At 44.3% G+C, this 19,425-nt stretch carries 16 protein-coding genes; 10 read left to right on the top strand and 6 right to left on the bottom strand.

Going from position 1 to position 19,425, the window contains the following annotated elements; translation table 11 throughout:
- Nucleotides 1-529 precede the first annotated feature (529 nt).
- From QUA45_RS18965 to QUA45_RS18955, 3 genes are read left to right on the top strand one after another with little or no spacing between them, the layout of a single operon-like run.
- Nucleotides 530-703 carry a hypothetical protein gene (locus QUA45_RS18965; RefSeq protein ID WP_333221842.1) on the top strand — a complete coding sequence of 58 codons (174 nt, stop codon included), beginning with the start codon at nt 530-532 and terminating at the stop codon, nt 701-703.
- 42 nt (nt 704-745) lie between these two features.
- On the top strand, nt 746-3,205 hold the full coding sequence (locus QUA45_RS18960; protein ID WP_333221841.1) for an MASE1 domain-containing protein: 2,460 nt from the start codon (nt 746-748) through the stop codon (nt 3,203-3,205).
- A complete protein-coding gene (locus QUA45_RS18955; RefSeq protein ID WP_333094456.1) occupies nt 3,195-4,565 on the top strand; it encodes a diguanylate cyclase domain-containing protein in 1,371 nt (456 codons plus the stop codon). Before QUA45_RS18960 ends, QUA45_RS18955 begins: the two co-directional genes overlap by 11 nt.
- Before the next feature lie 306 nt (nt 4,566-4,871).
- On the opposite strand, the gene QUA45_RS18950 is transcribed toward QUA45_RS18955, so the two are convergent.
- From QUA45_RS18950 to QUA45_RS18930, 5 genes are all read right to left on the bottom strand, one after another.
- Complete coding sequence (locus QUA45_RS18950; protein WP_333094455.1) at nt 4,872-6,536, bottom strand: mucoidy inhibitor MuiA family protein; 1,665 nt, start codon at nt 6,534-6,536, stop codon at nt 4,872-4,874.
- Between the two features lie 63 nt (nt 6,537-6,599).
- Complete coding sequence (locus QUA45_RS18945) at nt 6,600-7,199, bottom strand: Uma2 family endonuclease (RefSeq protein WP_333221840.1); 600 nt, start codon at nt 7,197-7,199, stop codon at nt 6,600-6,602.
- 119 nt (nt 7,200-7,318) lie between these two features.
- Complete coding sequence (locus QUA45_RS18940; protein ID WP_333221839.1) at nt 7,319-8,209, bottom strand: methylenetetrahydrofolate reductase; 891 nt, start codon at nt 8,207-8,209, stop codon at nt 7,319-7,321.
- 131 nt (nt 8,210-8,340) lie between these two features.
- The gene (gene trpS / locus QUA45_RS18935) at nt 8,341-9,351 is read right to left on the bottom strand and encodes a tryptophan--tRNA ligase (RefSeq protein WP_333067839.1); all 1,011 of its coding nucleotides are present in this window, start codon (nt 9,349-9,351) and stop codon (nt 8,341-8,343) included.
- A 194-nt stretch (nt 9,352-9,545) separates the two neighbouring features.
- Nucleotides 9,546-10,661 (bottom strand): HlyD family efflux transporter periplasmic adaptor subunit, encoded by a 1,116-nt coding sequence (locus QUA45_RS18930; RefSeq protein WP_333221838.1) that lies wholly within the window; start codon nt 10,659-10,661, stop codon nt 9,546-9,548.
- Nucleotides 10,662-10,998: 337 nt separating this feature from the next.
- Between QUA45_RS18930 and QUA45_RS18925 the strand changes: the two genes are divergently transcribed.
- The 3 genes from QUA45_RS18925 (at nt 10,999) to QUA45_RS18915 (ending at nt 13,914) form a co-directional block, all read left to right on the top strand.
- On the top strand, nt 10,999-11,226 hold the full coding sequence (locus tag QUA45_RS18925; RefSeq protein ID WP_333094450.1) for a secretion protein HlyD: 228 nt from the start codon (nt 10,999-11,001) through the stop codon (nt 11,224-11,226).
- Between the two features lie 169 nt (nt 11,227-11,395).
- Entirely contained in the window at nt 11,396-11,569 is a 174-nt protein-coding gene (locus QUA45_RS18920; RefSeq protein ID WP_333094449.1) for a hypothetical protein, read from the top strand.
- Between the two features lie 134 nt (nt 11,570-11,703).
- Complete coding sequence (locus QUA45_RS18915; RefSeq protein WP_333221837.1) at nt 11,704-13,914, top strand: peptidase domain-containing ABC transporter; 2,211 nt, start codon at nt 11,704-11,706, stop codon at nt 13,912-13,914.
- A gap of 247 nt (nt 13,915-14,161) precedes the next feature.
- Here the strand turns inward: QUA45_RS18915 and QUA45_RS18910 are convergent, their stop codons facing one another.
- Nucleotides 14,162-14,554 (bottom strand): Fur family transcriptional regulator, encoded by a 393-nt coding sequence (locus QUA45_RS18910; RefSeq protein ID WP_333055475.1) that lies wholly within the window; start codon nt 14,552-14,554, stop codon nt 14,162-14,164.
- A gap of 142 nt (nt 14,555-14,696) precedes the next feature.
- On the opposite strand from QUA45_RS18910, the gene purS reads away from it, so the two are divergent.
- The 4 genes from purS to QUA45_RS18890 form a co-directional block, all read left to right on the top strand.
- Entirely contained in the window at nt 14,697-14,981 is a 285-nt protein-coding gene (gene purS, locus QUA45_RS18905; RefSeq protein ID WP_006634701.1) for a phosphoribosylformylglycinamidine synthase subunit PurS, read from the top strand.
- 271 nt (nt 14,982-15,252) lie between these two features.
- The gene (purQ, locus tag QUA45_RS18900; RefSeq protein WP_333094447.1) at nt 15,253-15,954 is read left to right on the top strand and encodes a phosphoribosylformylglycinamidine synthase subunit PurQ; all 702 of its coding nucleotides are present in this window, start codon (nt 15,253-15,255) and stop codon (nt 15,952-15,954) included.
- 228 nt (nt 15,955-16,182) lie between these two features.
- Complete coding sequence (locus QUA45_RS18895; protein WP_333221836.1) at nt 16,183-18,231, top strand: ATP-binding protein; 2,049 nt, start codon at nt 16,183-16,185, stop codon at nt 18,229-18,231.
- Nucleotides 18,224-19,425, top strand: a 1,202-nt coding sequence (locus QUA45_RS18890) for a hypothetical protein (protein ID WP_333221835.1), incomplete at its 3' end; no start/stop codon positions are given. The genes QUA45_RS18895 and QUA45_RS18890, both read left to right, overlap by 8 nt.

Genomic DNA, 19,425 nt, shown 5'->3' with positions numbered 1-19,425 from the left:
GATTCGGAAATCTTGCTTTGTTGCAAGCTGATGCTGACTAGATATTTGCACCAAATCAACTTGTATATCGCTTTGGAAATAGACTTCAGTACAATCTGTTTTCTCAACGGTCTGAACAAATCGATTCAGCCAAGCCTGAAGCTACTATCAGAATTTTGATGACAGGAGATTCGCTGTTCAATGGGAATAATACCACGGATTCAGATACAAACTATTACATAATTGTTGGCAGCGCGTTTGTTGGGCATCAAAAAGCAGGTTCAGGTGCTGAATTCTTCTGCAGGTTTTTGGGGAGTTGGCAATCAATTGGGATATACAGCAGCAAGTTGATAGATGACAGTAGCAGCATTTAGTAAACCAGTTTTTTAGATGTTGAGGATTTATTAAGTAGGTCGGCGGGATTAAACTGAACTATGCAACTGTATGTAAACAGGGTCTCCTAGTGCTGCTTTCTTGGCATTTTGATACTTGACGATCGTTTACATAGTTGCGTTTTACAGCACCGACCTAGTTAAGGCCCCATTAATGGATGATAAGCTTATCTAAAGCTGTGTTTGAAGCAAACACAGAAAAAATGATGAAAGTAATTCAGGAAATTCCTGAAACAGAACTATTTTTAATCAAAAGCCTGACTAAATTAGCACCTCAATTTCAATTTGAGCAAATTCTTGATTTAAGAGAAGCTTTAATGGTTCACAATTGAGATTGTACAGTTTTTGTAGAGCAAGTTGATACCTAAAAAAAGATGGCAAAAAAACATTTTATTAACCTCTTAAAGGGTCTCGGTTTAGAAATAAAAAATCCCCACTGGTGGCTGCAAGTTCTGATTATTTCCATTGTTTATCCTTTGATTTGTTGGTTTCTAATGAATAATCATAAAATATCCAGTGTTACGTTTATTCCACCATATATTTCACCCGTTTGGCCCGGAACAGGATGGATGTTCGCCACTTTATTGGAGTGGGGTTATTCTCGTTGGTTAGGTATCTTTATGGGTCAATTTATTGCGACCTTAATAATGTGGCCCATATCCCCAAGTTTATTATTGAGTGCTGTATTCAATACTATTAGTGTAACGATTTGGAATTTATTGGCAGTATTTGTGATTCGACGGTCAACTCGCACAAAATTTCCTTTTAATGAAGTCAATCATGTAGTAATTTTTATCGCCGTTAGTTTTTTGGGAGTTAGTTTACCCAATGCTTTGATCGGGACTTGTTCATTGACTTATCAGAAAATTTTTCCCCATTCTGACTTTCTAAAAACTTTCACTGGTTGGTGGATTGGTGATAGTATAGGTATCTTACTTTTTACACCTTTCTTATTAATTTGTTGTTTAAAAAAACAGAAGTTTTATGCCCCGCAGTCTTGGCATAGTGGAGAATTTATGATTATTGCTATTCTTTTGGGAATAGTCATTAAATTTGCCTTATTTGAGAGTCAACCTGTAGAATATTTACTTTTACCCCCTCTCTTATGGTCTGTTTTTCGTTTTAGTCAGAAAGTTACTACTATTTTAGTCACCGCCATTTGTAGTATGGCTTTTATCACTACTGCTTATCAAATTGGTATTTTTTATAAGGCGGCATTGGCTCGTAATTCCCTTTTATTACTACTTTTATTTGTGGGGGTACTTTCCATTACGACGATGGTGACATCTGCGATTGTTTCGGAAAATCGTCAAGCGGCTTTGAAATTACAACAAGCTAACGCGGAATTAGAAGAAAGAGTGATTCAGCGTACTATGGCTTTGCAGGAAAGTGAGAAGATTTCCCGAGAGTTGGCAGTGAAAGCAGAAACCGCTAATCAAGCCAAAAGTACCTTTATTGCCAATATGAGCCATGAATTGCGATCGCCCCTCAATGCTATTCTCGGTTTTTCGCAATTGATGGTACGCGCCACAAATATGCCCCCTGAACAATACGAGAATGCCGGAATTATCTATCGCAGTGGTGATTATCTATTAACGCTAATTAATAATGTACTCGATTTATCAAAAATCGAAGCAGGTAAAACCACCCTTAATCTTGCAGACTTTGACCTACATATCTTGCTGAATGATTTAGAAGATATGTTGCATCTGCGGGCTAATAATGCCGGATTGAATTTGGTATTCCAGCGAACAGAAAATGTTCCGCGCTATATCTGTACAGATCAAGTAAAACTGCGTCAGGTTTTAATTAATTTACTCAGCAATGCCATCAAATTTACTTCCGAGGGTCAAATCACTTTGAATGTCTTTCTGGGAGAACAAGAAACCACAGATGTTTTTAATTTGCATTTCCGTATTCGCGATACTGGGGTGGGTATTGCAGCAGCAGAACTGCCAAAACTATTTGATGCCTTTAGTCAAGCTCAAGCTGGAAAAGATATGCAGGAAGGAACGGGTTTAGGTTTAGCAATTAGCCGGAAATTTGTGCAATTGATGGGTGGCGATATTTCTGTAGAAAGCGAATTAGGAAAAGGTACAATTTTCCAATTGTATATTCAGACTAAATTGGGTCAAGAAACAAACAGCAAGAGTACAGAAGAATATCCAAGAGTGCTGGGACTGGTGCCCGGTCAACTTAGCTACAAAATTCTGACAGTCGATGATAAATCTATTAATCGACAATTACTAATTAAGTTGTTGAGTCCCTTGGGATTTGAGGTGAAAGAAGCTAGTAACGGACAAGAGGCGATCGCCATTTGGGATGAATGGGAACCGCACCTAATCTGGATGGATATGAGGATGCCAGTTATGGATGGCTACGAAGCGACAAAATACATTAAATCTACCACTAAAGGCAATGCTACGGCTGTAATCGCGTTAACGGCGAGTGTGTTGGAAGAAGAAAAGGCGATCGTGCTTTCGGCTGGATGTGATGACTTTGTGCGCAAACCCTTCGTTGAACACACCATTTTTGACGCACTAACTAAGCATTTGGGAGTCAAATATATCTATGCAGAAACAAGATCCCCTGTCTTGGATGATACAGAAATACGTCCCTTGACATTGGAAGATTTAACCTGTATGACTCAAGAATGGATTACTCAATTATACGAAGCTGCACTGGAGGCAAATACTAACCTCGTGTTACAAGTCGTAGGAGAAATTCCCAAAACTGAAACTCGTTTGATAAAATCCCTTACAAAACTTGCCAGTCAATTTAAGTTTGAGCAGATTCTTGATTTAGTAGAACCCCGGAGTGGCAATGAATCTTAATTCTCAAATCGAAAATAAAGGTAATATTCTAATTGTAGACGATATTCTAGAAAATCTACAATTACTAAGCGATGCGCTCCTCAAACTAGGCTACACTGTTCGCAGCGTTACCAGTGGGCGGATGGCACTGAAAACGGTGAAGGTAAAGCGACCAGATGTGATTCTTTTAGATGTTAAGATGCCTGAAATGGATGGTTATCAAGTCTGTAGAACTCTCAAAGCGGATGCAGATTTTAGCCACATTCCAGTAATTTTCATTAGTGCTTTAGATGATGTCTTCGACAAAGTAACCGCCTTTGATTCAGGGGCTATAGACTACATCACCAAACCATTTCAAATCGAAGAAGTAGTGGCGCGTCTGGAAAATCAGTTAATCATTCAACGCCAGCAACAGCTTCTGGAACAAGAAAATATTAAGCGCCGGGAAGCAGAAGAGATACTTTATCAATCGAGGGCTTTACTGGCTAGTGTTTTGAATAGTTCCCTTGATGGTATTGCGGCAATGCAGGCTGTTCGTAACGCCGAAACAGGCGAGATTAAGGATTTTCGGTGTTTAGTCGTCAACCCCCAGATTTCTAGATCTTTTAACAGTAGGCATGAAGAGATGATTGGCAAATTGGTACTAAAAAATTTTTTGAATAATATTGATCCAAAACTATTTAATTGCTTCGTTAATATTGTCGAGACGGGGGAATCTTTAGAACAGGATTTTTACTATGAATCAGAAAAATCTTGCTGGTTTCACTTCGTAGCAGTCAAGCTAGGAGATGGTTTTTCCGTTACTATCCGTGATATTACCGCCCGCAAACAAATAGAATTGGCTCTCCAAGATGCCAATCAAAAATTAAAAGAACTGGCCAATCTAGATGGTTTGACTCATGTGGCTAACCGTCGGTGTTTCAACAATCGCCTTCAAAGTGAATGGCAACGCCTAGCGCCAGAAAAGCAGCCACTTTCTCTAATTTTATTTGACGTTGATAAATTCAAATCCTACAACGACTACTACGGTCATCTGGCTGGGGATGATTGCTTAATTAGAATAGGGCAAACATTACAAAAAGTAGTCCGTTGTCCCACCGATTTAGCAGCGCGTTACGGTGGAGAAGAATTTGTGGTACTTCTGGCGAATACGGATTTAAAAGGAGGGATTAAGGTGGCACAAAACATTCAGCAAGGAATTCACGATCTGGCGATTCCCCATGCAGAGTCTGACGTGAAGGAGATCGTTACAGTCAGTTTGGGTATTGCCTCACTCATACCCACCTTGGAAGTTCCACCAGATACACTGGTAGCCTATGCAGACAAAGCTTTGTACGATGCTAAACAACAGGGGCGCGATCGCTGGAGTACAAGTTGTTGAAAAATCGGGGCGTTTTTTTGAGGAAGGGGGAATTATACCGTTAGACAAGATTTTTCGCCAGTTGTAATTCATCCTGGTTTTTTGTTGATAGTCAGATCGTCAAATTTTTGATAAGTAATACCAATTGGAAATAGTCTTGCTACAATTACCAATTTTATACAAATTATCTTTGATTTGCACAACCCCCCGCCGGACACGGCAGTGCCGTTTCCCTACATACGATTGCCTATAATTTCTATATAGCAATATTTTTAAGAAGTGGTATAATCTGTAGCTGGCGTTACAGATTAAGAGTGTAAATCCTAATTAAATATCTAAACCTGTGACTGCTAAATCGGGAGGATGTTCGACAACAAACTGGTAATATAACTCTTGCTTTGCTTGCGGCGGCAGAGACATTATCCATTCTAGTAGTCCCATTTCACCTGCTACTATCTTCGGATTAGTGAGAGTCAACCGCACTTTAATTTGTTCATTGCGGCTGACTGGCAATTGCTCTTGTAGTGTCAGGTGTACCTGGACCTGCCGCAGGTTAGTCACACTCAAACGATAGGCGTAACTCGTACGCCTCTGCTGACCGATCAGTTTTTTATCTACTTGTCTTTCCACTAATTCTCGCTCTATTTTTAGCCCTTCATCTATTCCTAAATTCAGTTTAAATTCTTCACCAGACGAAACATTATCCAATTTGACGGTACCAACAAAAGTGTTGTCCCGAAAGATATTTGCTTTACCGGGCAGAAGAGTTGCACCTGTCAGCGGATTCACAACAACTGCTTGTAAATAGGCAAAACTGACTAATCGCGGGACGGCTATATATTCAGGTTTAAACGGATAATTTTCGCTAAAAATCGTCACTTTGTGGGGTGTACCGTCGCTGGGAATCTTGGTATTTCCCCCTACTTGAAATGAGACGGTGCCGCCTTCTCTAGATACTTTTGCTGTCGCGGTTTGAGCCGCTATGGATTCGGGTGTGGCAGCAGCACCGTCCCCAGCCATCATTGCAAATTGTGCCTCGCTTTCCATCTCTAATTCCATATAGTCTCTTTCCATTTCTGCTTCCGCAGTCGGTCGGGTGGGTTTCATCAAAAGTTGTCGGGAGCGAGCTGATTTTGGGTGAAAAATATCGATAAACCAGGGTTCGAGTTGTGGTGGCAAAGTTCCCATTCCCGGTTTTGCTGTGGATAAAGTCAGCGCTACTCCAGCCCAATCTTCGCCTGTATTTTGATTGACTTCGGCTAGGTAATTGAGATTGATTTGGTTGTTGGTAGTGTTGACTCGCAAGTCGTAAAGGGGAGTCCAGCGGGCTCCCATGACTACATAGGAAACTTCTAGTTCAAAATTGCCGGTGCCACTGGATTCTATGGCAACAATGATGTTAAAACTTTGCTGAGAATGGGGAGTTTGTACTTGCCGCAACTGCAGCAGCAAAGCTTCTATTTGCTTGTCTAATTCGCGCTGTTGTTTTTCGTGTTGGGCGATCGCACTTACATATTTTACGTAATTAGTTCCTAAAAAGTTGAGCAATTCGCCAGTTTCGTTTAAACCTACCTGCTGTTTGGCGATGCTGCTGGAAAAGAAACCGACGCTTTTTTCGCTCAAACCTTCCACAAATTTGAGCTGAATTTTTCGGGCGGTTATTTTGTCGTTAATTCCACGTCTTTGGGTTTGTAATTCCTGAATTTGTTGGGTTAATTCGGCAGTGCGATCGCCCACTGGTTCGCTGCTAAACACTGTTTCGGTTCGCACTCCCAGCAATCGCACTGCAACTGTACCCGCACCCGTGGCCCTGACTGACTCTGTTTCGAGGGTTGCGGGAACAGAGGCGATCGCCAATTCTCGCTCGTTTCCCGTCAGAGATACCGTACCGCGGCGCGTCACCAAAGCGCGATCGGTGTAAACTGTAACTTCGGATATGCTAGTATTTAGTGTTTTAATGGTATCAGAATTAAGTATTTCTGAGTCAGTCATTGCCAGTTGCTCCTATTTAATAACCGTTTAGTCGATCGAGCTATTTCAAAAGTAGTTTATTGATCAATTTTCCCGATCGCCCATTCCTCTAGCAAACTCCTCAAGCGCATCCAAAGGTGAAGCAAACAAAATGCAGCGTTTAAGCAAAGACAAGTCTAACTCAGGCAGCACTTCGCTGCTAGTAATGCGATCGTAACCTTCCTCTCGTAGATGGTAAAGCTCTAGAGTGCCATCTTCCCAAAACCAGACTTCCGGGACTCCCATCAGTCGGTATTTCTGAAGTTTAATCGGACTACCGCTAGTGAGAACTACCTCAATACACAGATCGGGAACATCCTTATCTGTTCCGAAACAATAAGACAAATCTGCTTGATACTCCACTTTCCCCTCAACAATTTGACTGTAACTGCCGCTGGGAAAAAATTGTATTCTATTAAATTGAAAAAAATTGATCGGTAGCGCTGCAATCAGACATCGAGTTGCCTCGTGAGGTTTACTGATTCCCACAATTTCTATAACTCCATCACAATAAAATAAGCATATATTCCCCACGTCTTCAAAGCCAGCTTGAATAGCTTTGAATTGATGCCATGTCACACCGCGCCAAGTGAAACGTTGTTCGACTGCGGGAGAAGTGGTTTGATTGTCTACAGTTTGAAGCATGATTGTTTTATTGATGTTCAAAATGGTAGCGCGCGGGAGTGGGCGGGTTTACGAGTTTACTAAATCGTTAGTTTTAGCCATTGATAATTGATTTGTAAAACCCGCCCCTATGTTTAATTTTAGCTCAGTGGCTCGATTCCTGCCAAATCCAAAATTTGAGGAATTAAATCTTCTCGTTTGACGGCCATCATGTGAACTCCTTGACAAATCTGCCGCGCTAGCTTGACTTGTTCGGCAGCAATTTTTATGCCTTCCTGCAAGGGTTCGGGAGCTTTTGCCAAACGGTCTATCGTCTCTTGCGGAATGTGAACTCCTGGCACGTATTTTTTAATAAATTCAGCATTTTTCGCTGATTTAAACAAAAATATTCCTGCTAAAACAGGCTTGTTGCACCCCGCAGCAATGTGGTGCATAAACTTATCCAAAACTTCAAAATCTGTAATTAATTGACTCTGAAAAAACTGTGCTCCCGCCTCTACTTTTTTCTCAAATCGACTTTGCAAACCAGACCAACTGGGGCATTGCGGATCGACTGCTGCACCTACAAATAAATCAGTAACTCCGTCGGTTAAAGGTTTGTCATTCCAGTCTTGGCCACCGTTCATTTTTTGAATAACTTGCAATAGCCGAACAGATTCCAAATCGAATACACTTTTTGCTTTAGGATGGTCGCCCGCTTTGACGGGATCGCCTGTGAGTGCTAATACATTGCGAATGCCTAAAGCGTGGGCCCCCATGAGATCCGCTTGCAGGCCAATTTGATTGCGATCGCGACAAGCAACTTGACAAATTGGCTCAATTCCGTGCTGCACTAAAATCGCCGAAACTGCTAGCGGACACATTCGCAAAACTGCGCGACTCCCGTCGGTGATATTAATGGCGTGTACTCTATTTTTTAGGCGTTCAGCCATTTGAATTGTGTGAGTTATGTCGCCACCTTTTGGTGGGGCAACTTCGGCGGTAATTATAAATTCTCCGGGGGTGGTGCAGGCTGTGCGAAAACGGTTCATGATTATTTGTCTGTTATTGGTTATTTGTTATTTGACTGTTGACAGTGGACTGTTAGCAGTTGTTAGTGGGCTGTTGGCTGTTGTCATTCTTAACAAGTAACCAAGAACAACTAACAACTAACAACTAACAACTAAACAGGTAAAGAATAACCGAAAGCTGTCTTCACCTTAGTTAGAGTTTGATTAGCAATAGCTTCTGCTTGTTCTCTTCCGCGACGTAGTACAGACTCTAAATATCCCGGATCGTCCATTATTTCCTTGTATTTATCCTGAATTGGTTTGAGGGCATTAATTGTCGTCTCTGTCAGCAAGGGTTTAAAATCTCCCCAACCCATGTTTTCACACTCCGTTGCTACTTCTTCCTTAGATTTGCCGGAAAGCAGGAGATAAAGTGTCAGCAAATTTCTCGCTTCGGGGCGATCGGGGTCGTCAAAAGTCAAACCCCGCACGGCATCTGTTTTGCAGCGCTTGATTTTTTTGGCGATCGTATCTGGCGAATCCAATAAATTAATTCGACTTTGTTCGGAAGGGTCAGATTTCGACATCTTGCGCGTGCCATCTGTCAAACTCATCACCCTCGCACCGTCAGTCCGAATTAACGGTTCGGGAAGTTTCAATACTGGCTTTTCGGGTGTGCCGAATTGGTGATTCAATCTGATGACAATATCGCGGGTGAGTTCCAAATGCTGTTTTTGGTCTTCTCCCACTGGCACTTTGTCTGCATCGTAAAGCAAAATATCTGCTGCCATTAACACGGGATAATTTAGCAAACCGGCGTTGACATTTTCACCTTGTTTAACTGCTTTTTCTTTAAACTGAATCATATCTTCGAGCCAGTTAATCGGCGTAATGCAGTTTAGCAGCCATGCTAGTTCTGTGTGAGCCGAGACGTGGGATTGCACGAAAATAGTAGAATATTCTAAATCGATGCCGCAAGCTAAATAGAGTGCGGCGATCGTGTAAGTGTCGGAGGCTAGAGTTGCTGGATTGTGCGGTGCGGTAATTGCGTGCAAATCGACTACGCAGAAGTAATTTTCGTACTGACTTTGACCTTCTACCCAGTTGCGAATTGCACCGAGATAATTACCGAGGTGAAGATTGCCTGTTGGCTGAACTCCTGAAAGAACGCGCTGTTTGCCCATGAGGAAAGAATAGAATTGAAGTCACATTTCTATATTGACACGTTATTTCAATTTCAGAGCCTCTAATTTTCTGGCGGTTGACTGTTGACTGCTGACTGCTGACTGTTGACTGTTGACTGCTGACTGTTGACTGTTGACTGTTGACTGACAACTAACAAGTGACAAGTGACAACTAACAACTGACAACTGACTAATTACCAATCTGTCAGCAACCTTGCTTTCCGCAAAACAAATGTCAGAACAGTTTCTTCGCCGGTAATAATATCGGCTCTGCCTTCCATTCCCGATTGAATCGAATACTGGCGGGAGACATTAGCCTGGGGGTTTCCGAAAAATTGACCGTTGGCGGATTTGAGTTTTGTTAAATAAGTTTGTTCAGGCTTAATTGCCACTTCGTAATAAGCTGTACCTAAATTATTAGTGGGATTTTGAGTGGCGATCGCATCTGGGGCGATTTCGCTGACAGTTCCTTTTAATGTGCCGTAATCGGGAAAAGGCAAAGCCGAAATCCTGATCTGTACGGGTTGGCCGATTTGGATGCGGGCGATGTCTTGGGATGTCACCTTGGCTTTGACTACCAGGGGTACGTCGCTGGGGACGATTTGGGCGATCGCGCTGCCGGCTTGTACGGTTTGACCAGTATTTCGTACTTCCAGTCTGAGAATTGTACCATCCGTAGGTGTGCGGATCACGCTATTTTCGAGTTTTAAGTCAATTTGATTTAGTTCTTTTTTAGCTTGAATTAATTGTTGTTGAATGGAGGCTTGCTTGACGAGCAAAACCCGCCGACTTCGACCCAGCCTCTCGGCGACATCTGGCAGCGATGTGGCGAATTTTACTAAAGCGGATTCGATTAATTCCTGTTGGGCGGAACTTTCACTTTGAATGCTTTTAAATTGGGCGCTGGCCAAAATTTGATTTTCTAAGTCGCGCAGTTGCTGGTTGATTTGCTGTGCTGCTGGTTGAGACTGGTTAATTATTTCTTGTAACTGTTTTTTTTGCTCGCTTAAACGCGAAGCGTCTATAACTGCGATCGCATCTCCTTCTTTTACTGTCTGATTCTCGCTGACAGCAATGCTTTCGACGGTTCCTTCTGTGGCTGCTTGCACGACGCGCACTTCTCCGGCGGGACGGACGATCGCATCTGCTTTTACTGTAGCGCTGTATTTGGTGACGCTAGCCAGGGCGATCGCCCCGCCAAACGTCGCCACCATCAAAATGCCCCCCAAAGTTGTCCAGCGGCTGACAGGGGGCAAAAACTGGTCGTTATCAAAGGTTTCAGGGGGTGTGGCTTCGGGAGTGAGAGACATGGTGGTAGCTGGGGGAGAGGGGAATAGTTGGAAATTTTGAGTTTTGAGTTGGGGGAGAGCCAGAGATCGCTGATTTGTTTTGTCACTTTTACGATCGGCTTTCCGGAAACCAAGTATAGGTTTAGAAGTCTAAATCAAAATTCACAGGGTAGAGGTAAAAATCCGCACAGCTTTGCCGTTCCCACCCACAAACTTCGCCAAATATCAAGACGAGTGAAGCCAGCGGGCTACAGTCAGGAAAATATGGGATTTTTGCCATAACTTTTGGCGCTGTTACCGGGTTTTTACTGTATGCGTAGGTAGTAAGTAAGTACATAGGTATTAATAGGAGTTATTTATGTCAGAAAGTCAACCAGGTTCACTCTTCATCGAAGTAACCGATGGAGAATCTGCTACTGTCAACGGTGGCAACATTACCAGCGGTGTTAGCGGTGCTAAAAGCAACAGCGAGACGGATAACAGCAGCAGCTATGGCCTGAATATGCTGTTTTTCCTGCCGCCGCCTAGCCAGCTTTATCTGTACGATCCGAACCTCGGTCGCCCTTACAAAACCCTAGTGGTTTAAATAGCTGAGTCAAGTTGTGCCACCAAGTAAATTTTGAAAATTTTTCCGTAATATTCCGGAGGCTGTACAGCACTACAAGAAGTCTTAGTCAGTATTTACACGAGGCTCTAGAAATTAGATAAGATTTCTAGCTTCCCTTCGCTTTTCTCAACTTAAACGGAGTCAAATCATGAAAGAAACAAAGGACAATTCACTGTTTGCTGAACTCACTCCTGAAGAATCAGCTAGCGTCAACGGCGGTTACTATTATTCTAATCGATATAACTGTTACCGTCCGACCCGTCACGTCGTGTACCGCCGGAATTGCGACGGCTCCTTCAGAGTAGTGTACCGCTACTGGTAAATTTTAGTGCTGTCAATTCAGCTCGCTCGATGTTAATTAATAAAGCACCCATAAGTTTATGGGTGCTTTGTTCTGATTGGCTACTCGGTGAGGGGTAATGTTCATTAGGCTCTACTCATTATTCATTTTGCCAAATGTTAAAGAACATTCCTTTTATCCCAGAAATGCCTTTCTTCGGACAAGTAAACAGGTTGATGAAATATCAGGTTGTTCTCCAGCAGAGCGAAGAAGATTGCGGTGCAGCTTGTCTGGCTTCGATCGCCAAATTTTACGGACAGAATTTTACAATTAGCCGCTTGCGAGAATTTGTCGGTACGGGCCAGCAAGGGACGAGTTTACTGGGCTTGAAACAAGGCGCTGAGGCGATCGGCTTTAATGCTCGATCGGTGCGAGCGGCCGCTGCAATTTTAGACAAGCTCGATGATGCCCCTCTACCGATGATTATTCACTGGAGCGGCTATCACTGGGTTGTTTTGTACGGCAAACAGGGCAACCAATATGCGATCGGCGATCCGGCTGTCGGTATGCGCTATGTTTCTAAAGCAGAATTAGCAGCAGCTTGGACAGATTGGCTGTGCTTGCTAGTAGAACCCGATGCTGAGCGGTTTTTTGCAGCAGCAGAGGGTCAACCGCCCGCTAATTCCTTACAAAAATGGATGCGCCGGATTGGGATTTACCGCCCGATTTTAATGGAAGCATTTTTGCTGAATGCAGTCTTGGGTTTGCTGTCGATTTCTTCGCCTTTTCTAGTTCAACTGCTCACCGACGACATTCTGGTGCGGGGCGACAGACAACTCCTGGCGAGTGTGGCGATCGCAGTTATAGTTATGAACCTTTTTAGCAGCAGTTTAGGATTGATACAGTCGAACTTAATTGCTCAGTTTTCTCAGCGTTTAGAGTTGGGATTGGTGATGGAATTTGCTCGCAAATTTCTGCGATTGCCTTTGAGTTTTTACGAAACCCGACGCAGTGGAGAAATTGTCAGTAGATTACAAGATATCCAAGAAATTAATAAATTAGTTTCTCAAGTCGCTATCAGCTTGCCCAGTCAATTTTTTATCGCTGTAGTTTCTTTTATCTTTATGTTGTTTTACAGCAAGGAACTGACGTTGGCAGCTACAGCTCTAGCTCTTTTAATGACTGCCTCTACAGTGGTCTTTCTGCCCGTATTGCAGCAAAAAACGCGCAGTTTATTTGTGCTGGAAGCAGAAACTCAAGGCGTTTTAGTAGAAACTTTTAAAGGCGCGCTGACTGTCAAAACTACTACCAGCGGTCAGCAACTTTGGGAAGAATTTCAAACCCGCTTCGGTCGCTTAGCAAAGCTAACTTTCCGCACTACACAAATTGGCATTCTAAACAATATATTTTCTGGTTTTGTTGGCTCTGCTGGCAGCATTACTCTGCTGTGGCTTGGTAGCGGTTTGGTGATTGACAAGGTATTGAGTATAGGTCAGTTGCTAGCGTTTATTAGCATGAATCAAAACGTTACTACTTGGGTGAATTCGCTAGTAGGATTTACTGATGAGATGACTCGCGTGCAGACAGCTACTCAACGGCTGTCGGAAGTTATAGATGCTGAACCGGAAACTAAAGACGATACTAATAAACCTTTTGTAACTATTCAGAACCACGACGGTGTTGTTTGCAAGAGTGTTAGTTTTCACTACCCCGGCAGACTTGACTTGCTGGAAAATTTTTCCGTTACGTTTCCCGGCGGTCAAGCAATTGCTTTAATCGGCCATTCCGGGTGCGGAAAAAGTACGCTGGCTAAAGTAATTGCTGGTCTGTACCCGCTGCAATCTGGTAATATTAGAATTGGCGGTTACAACTTGCAGGATTTGTCTCTCGACAGTCTCAGACAGCAGGTAGTATTGGTTCCTCAAGAAGCGCATTTTTGGAGCCGTTCGATTCTAGAAAATTTTCGTTTGGGCAGTCCAGATATCAGCTTTGAACAGATTGTTAAAGTTTGCAAAATTGCGGGGGCGGATGAATTTATCAGCCAATTGCCGGATAAATATCAAACTGTTTTAGGGGAGTTTGGAGCAAATATTTCTGGCGGACAAAGACAAAGATTGGCGATCGCCCGCGCTATTCTCAACAACCCGCCTGTATTGATTTTAGACGAATCTACCGCAGGGCTTGACCCCGCAAGCGAAGCGGAAGTTTTAGAACAATTGTTGATGTATCGGCACGGGAAAACGACGATTTTTATCAGTCACAGGCCGCGAGTGATCGATCGCGCCGATTGGATTATCATGTTAGAGCGCGGTCGGTTGAAACTGCAAGGCTCGGCTGCAAAATTGCGATCGATTCCCGGAGATCATTTAGAATTTTTGCATCCTTGAGCGAGTTAATAAAACGACAGGTTGAAATCTGTCGCTACATAAACAACACCCGGATCATCTCACTTTTGCACCCCACTCCAACCCTCCCCGAACCCGCGGGGAGAAATTAAGAAATTCACAAATGATCCGAGGATTGCTATATCGTTGACTGTTGCATCGGAATTATCAAATCGAGTCAACAGTCAATAGTCAACAATCATTTCGCTCGTGCAACCGGAATTGATATGATTCATGACTAATAACTTCTCTAAGATTCTTGAGCTAAAGTACATCGATCGCACAATCCGAAAAACTCCAAAGTGTGATAATAAATTTTGAAAGAATGAGATTGTTGTAGTTGGCTTTCTAAGTGGTGGACGGGACATTCGTCGATCGTAATTGACGCGCCACATTCTAGACAAGTTAAGTGATGTTGGTCTTGGTGGGCGGCACCGTAGAGAGACTCGCCACTAGCAAGCGTTCTGACGTGAACGAACCCCTCTCGCTTTAAACCGTCGAGGGAACGGTAAACGGTTGCTAAGCCCATGCTTTGGTCGCTGTTACGCAGTTCTAAGTAGATATCTTGCGCTGAGAGCGATCGATTCAAGTGCTTGAGCAAATGTAAAATACGCTCCTGACTGCGGGTGCGGTTGGTTCTCATAATTTTTTGTGTAATCTGCTAGAGTCAAATCTGTCCCTATTTCTAGGCTATCTTACTTGGGCGAACCAAATGGCGATCGGCGCGCAGCTCGGTTGTAGAATACAATGGGGCTAACTTTCACATCACCTACCGCAACATTCCCGTGACTCAGAAATATCTTGCCCAAATCTATGTTACCCTCCGCCCTTCTGTTTTAGATCCCGCCGGCACTGCCGTACAGTCTGGTTTGCAACACATGGGATACGACAATGTTGAGCGCGTGCGTATTGGGAAATACGTTGAATTGACGCTGACTGCTGCTGCTGAGTCGGAGGCCCGCGAACAACTCGATCGCGTTTGCGACCAACTTTTGGCCAATCCAGTGATTGAAAATTATCGCTTTGATCTGACTGAAATTCCTGTTGCTGTGGAGACAGCGGCGGCATAAATGCGATCGCCCCTAGGGTCTTTTTAAACCCGGAGATCCCCCCTTAATAAGGGGGGACAAGAGTGTTCACAGTCTCTGTTAACAATACAAGAACTAGAACGACTCAAAGTCCCCCTTTTTAAGGGGGATTTAGGGGGATCGAGACTTCGATACAAGGAAGAAAAACATAAGATTTTAGTCTTATGTTGACACCTCTTCCTTCTTCCTGACATCCGTTACATCCGTTACATAATCCGTTGCCGAACTTCCTTCTTCCTTCTTCCTTCAGCTTATGAAATTTGGAGTTATTGTTTTTCCGGGTTCAAATTGCGATCGCGATGTGGTGTGGGTAACTCAAGGGTTACTCCACCAACCAACTCGCATGATTTGGCACGAAGATACCGATATTTCGGATATTGATATCATTGTAATTCCCGGTGGTTTCAGTTACGGAGATTATTTGCGGTGCGGCGCGATCGCCCGTTTTTCTCCGGCGATGCGGGCTACTGCGGAACACGCGAAAAAAGGCAAACTTGTACTGGGTATTTGCAACGGTTTTCAGGTGTTGACTGAAGCTGGTTTGCTGCCCGGTGCTCTGGTGCGGAATGCGGGGTTGAATTTTATTTGCGATCGCGCTTCTTTGAAAGTCGAGCGCGGTAATACTCGTTGGACTGCCGCTTATACTACGGGTGAAATCATCGATTTGCCGATCGCCCACGGGGAAGGCAATTATTATGCCGATGCCGATACTTTAGCCGAGTTAGAAGAACACGAGCAAGTGCTGTTTCGCTACTGCACAGAGGCGGGCAAAATTAGCGATGCTGGCAATCCGAACGGTTCGTTAAATAATATTGCCGGTATTTGCAATCGGGCTGGCAATGTATTAGGAATGATGCCGCATCCTGAGAGGGCTTCCGATCCGATGTTGGGCGAAACTGATGGGGTGAAATTGTTTCAAGGATTGCTGATGGCAACTGTGGCTGCTGTTTTGTAGTTGCAATATTTGAGTTATTGCATTTGCAATAACCGCCAGGGGTTAAAACCCCTGTCTCATAGCCCAAGTCCTCGCTATGAGGACTAAAAACCTTGTGATATCAACTAACTTTTCAGTCGGTTTCAAGCGACTTTCGCTATGAGGCGGGGGTTTCAACCCCCGACGGACTAAACGCAAGCGTGCAAAATATAATTACTACCAACTTTTGAAAAGAAGAATATTTATTTTATGCCACTACTTGACTTAGCTAATTTTAAAACTAGAGTTATTGGATGCAGTGCGGTGATGGCTATTGGACAAGTTATTTCAAATGCGATCGCAAATCCGGGAACTCAAGCAGCAGCAGCGGGTATGATGGGCGGCCCGATCGCAGTTGGGGGAGTTTCGATTTTGGCGGCGATTGCTAGTGGTATAGCGGGGAATATCGCGGCTAATGACCTCGGAAATCGGATGACGGAACGGTTGAGCAGAAATCCGAGGATTCTCGATAATCACGATTTGATTAAGGCGGCGGGTGAGGCGATAGGCTATATTTTGAGAGAGGTTGCGAAGTCCGATCGCCTAATTGCGATCGCCGAAACCAAAAATTTGCCTTATCCAGAAACAGCACTCAGTCAATTAGCCGAGAAAACTCCTGAATACTGGCTGGATATTAACACGAATACAGCCGATTTGTCAAGAGGTTTAAATATTTCCGAAGATCAGCTAACCCAGATTTTTTCTGCGGATGTCGAAGAGTTCGATCGAGTTACCGGATTGACAACGGCAGATTGGGCAAGTTTCGTCAACGAATTCGCGGCCAGCGAGGGCAAATCCTTCGATGCGGAAATTGTGGAATTTGTCGCGGAGAAACTGTACGCAACTTTCCCGAAAGCGTACCGCGAAGTGCTGAAACTGGATGCGGCGAAGGGAGGAGAAAAGTTTGCGGCGATGCTGTTGAATCTGCACCAAATTGCTTTGGCAGAGTTCAAAGATTTGGGGCTGCAAAATGGGGAAATTCTGCACAAATTGGAGGCCGTGGCGACTGGGCAGCAGATTTGTCAAGTGATGGGGAAATTGGAATCCATAGAAATTGGCATCCGATCCGATTTGGCGCAAGTTCAGAATTTGCTGCAACGATTTGTTGATACTTCCGCGCCCCGATTGCCGCTTCCCTACGAGTGCGAAACGATTATTCAAGACCGCACTCAAGACTTTACAGGCCGCCGATTTGTGTTTGAAGCAATTATCGAATTTTTGCAGAAAAATCCCAAAGGATATTTTGTTTTAGAAGCCGATCCGGGGGTCGGAAAAAGTTCAATTATGGCGAAGTTAGTGCTGCTGATGAAGCGGCGCTGTGTTGTCCATTTTAACTCGCAATCTCAAGGCACGGTTAAGGCAAAGCAATTTCTGGAAAATGCCTGCACTCAGTTAATTCAAGCCTTTAAACTGGATTACCCAAAATTGCCAGAAAATGCCACTACAGATGGCAACTTTCTCAGTCGATTGTTGGGGGAAGTCAGTGCTAAATTGGGCGGAAAAAAGTTAGTTTTTGTTGTGGATGCCCTCGATGAAGTCGATCTGAGCGATCATGGGCGTGGCAGCAATGTCCTCTATTTGCCAGATGCTTTGCCGGATAATGTTTATTTTATTGTGTCGAAGCGACCGGAATCTCTGCCTTTGCCAAATCATCAGGTTTTTGATTTGATGCAGTACAGTGCAGAAAGTTTGGCGGATGTCAAGCTTTATATTGACAAACGCACCAGCAACAGCGCGTCAATTCAGAGTTGGATTAACCGTCAAAATTTGCAGCGAGAACAGTTTGTGGCGGCGGTGGCAGAAAAAAGCCAGAATAATTTTATGTACCTGCGCTATGTGCTGAATGATATCGACAGCGGCAAGTACAGCGATGTGAATTTGCAAGATTTGCCGAGGGAGTTGGAAGGATATTATGAGAAGCATTGGGCGCGGATGGAAATGGCGGTGAGAGATAAGGAATTGCGCCGCCGGAAGTTGAAGGTGATTTATTTGTTGACCAAAACTCGCAAGCCGGTTTCCTGCGATATTTTGGCGGATTTTGCTGAGGAAGATGCCTTGGATTTGCAGGAAGTGCTCGATGATTGGGAACAGTTTCTGCGACGTAGCAGCGACACTCCCCCAGATTACAGTATCTATCACGCGAGTTTCCAAAGATTTCTGCACCGTAAGGATGTCGTGCAGAAAGCTGGGGTGTCGCTGCGGGATATCGAAACGGCGATTTCTGATAATTTGTGGGAGGATTTGTACGGGGATGAGTAAGTTTAAAGAACGGTTGGGGAAACTGTCGCCGAAAAAGCGGCTTTATGCTTTGGAAACTCTGCCGGGACATTTGGCAGAGAGTGTTCAAGGGGAACGGCTGCATCAGTTGTTAACGGATTTTGATTTTATTGAGGCGAAGCTGGATGCGTTGGGGGTGCAACCGTTAATTGAGGATTACGATTTGGCGAGAAATTCTGATGTGTTGCTGTCTCAGGAGCAAAGTGAAACGCTGAATTTGATTCAAGGGGCAATTCGCAAGTCGGCGCACGTTTTAGAGAAGGATAAAACACAATTGGCAGTACATTTGTGGACTCGGTTGGTGGATTTTGAAACACCTGAAATTCAGGGGGTCGTGAAACAAGCTAAGCAGTCGAGAAATAGTTCCTGCCTGTGGCCTTTGAAGCCTAATCTGGAAAGGGCAAATGAGGGTGCGCTGCGGACGCTTGCCGGTCATAGTGGCTCGGTATGGGCAGTGGCGATCGCACCCGACGGAAAAACAGCGATTTCCGCATCTTTGGATTCTACCCTGAAAATCTGGGACACCGAGACAGGCCGGGAACTGAAAACTCTCACGGTTCATAGTTCCTCGGTAACAGCAGTGGCGATCGCACCCGACGGAAAAACAGCGATTTCCGAATCTTTGGATTCTATCCTGAAAATCTGGGACACCGAGACAGGGCGGGAACTGAAAACTCTCACAGGTCATAGTTCCAGGGTAAGTGCAGTGGCGATCGCACCCGACGGTAAAACAGCGATTTCCGCTTCCGACGATCAAACCCTGAAAATCTGGGACACCGAGACAGGCCGGGAACTGAAAACTCTCACTGGTCATAGTTCCGGGGTAAGTGCAGTGGATCTCGCACGCGACGGTAAAACAGCGATTTCCGCATCTATGGATAAAACCCTGAAAATCTGGGACACCGAGACAGGCAAGGAACTGAAAACTTTCACGGGTCATAGTTCCGGGGTAAAAGCAGTGGCGATAGCACCAGACGGTAAAACAGCGATTTCCGCATCTTCGGATGAAACCCTGAAAATCTGGGACACCGAGACAGGCAGAGAACTGAAAACTCTCACTGGTCATACTTCCTGGGTAAAAGCAGTGGCGATAGCACCAGACGGTAAAACAGCGATTTCCGCTTCCGACGATCAAACCCTGAAAATCTGGGACACCGAGACAGGCCGGGAACTGAA

Origin of the sequence: Microcoleus sp. Pol12A5 (assembly GCF_036701435.1) — a bacterium.
GTDB lineage: Bacteria > Cyanobacteriota > Cyanobacteriia > Cyanobacteriales > Microcoleaceae > Microcoleus.
The sequence above is the reverse complement of the archived record's forward strand: the minus strand, read 5'-3'. Positions and strand labels throughout refer to the sequence as shown.

Bases quoted from the DNA above. Each gene is read 5' to 3' on its own strand.
- QUA45_RS18910 (WP_333055475.1), bottom strand. From the start codon at position 14,554: ATGAGAACCAACCGCACCCGCAGTCAGGAGCGTATTTTACATTTGCTC.
- QUA45_RS18960 (WP_333221841.1), top strand. From the start codon at position 746: ATGGCAAAAAAACATTTTATTAACCTCTTAAAGGGTCTCGGTTTAGAA.
- QUA45_RS18895 (WP_333221836.1), top strand. From the start codon at position 16,183: ATGCCACTACTTGACTTAGCTAATTTTAAAACTAGAGTTATTGGATGC.
- purQ (WP_333094447.1), top strand. From the start codon at position 15,253: ATGAAATTTGGAGTTATTGTTTTTCCGGGTTCAAATTGCGATCGCGAT.
- QUA45_RS18925 (WP_333094450.1), top strand. From the start codon at position 10,999: ATGTCAGAAAGTCAACCAGGTTCACTCTTCATCGAAGTAACCGATGGA.
- QUA45_RS18920 (WP_333094449.1), top strand. From the start codon at position 11,396: ATGAAAGAAACAAAGGACAATTCACTGTTTGCTGAACTCACTCCTGAA.
- QUA45_RS18930 (WP_333221838.1), bottom strand. From the start codon at position 10,661: ATGTCTCTCACTCCCGAAGCCACACCCCCTGAAACCTTTGATAACGAC.
- QUA45_RS18950 (WP_333094455.1), bottom strand. From the start codon at position 6,536: ATGACTGACTCAGAAATACTTAATTCTGATACCATTAAAACACTAAAT.
- QUA45_RS18915 (WP_333221837.1), top strand. From the start codon at position 11,704: ATGTTAAAGAACATTCCTTTTATCCCAGAAATGCCTTTCTTCGGACAA.
- QUA45_RS18940 (WP_333221839.1), bottom strand. From the start codon at position 8,209: ATGAACCGTTTTCGCACAGCCTGCACCACCCCCGGAGAATTTATAATT.
- QUA45_RS18955 (WP_333094456.1), top strand. From the start codon at position 3,195: ATGAATCTTAATTCTCAAATCGAAAATAAAGGTAATATTCTAATTGTA.
- QUA45_RS18945 (WP_333221840.1), bottom strand. From the start codon at position 7,199: ATGCTTCAAACTGTAGACAATCAAACCACTTCTCCCGCAGTCGAACAA.
- QUA45_RS18965 (WP_333221842.1), top strand. From the start codon at position 530: ATGATAAGCTTATCTAAAGCTGTGTTTGAAGCAAACACAGAAAAAATG.
- trpS (WP_333067839.1), bottom strand. From the start codon at position 9,351: ATGGGCAAACAGCGCGTTCTTTCAGGAGTTCAGCCAACAGGCAATCTT.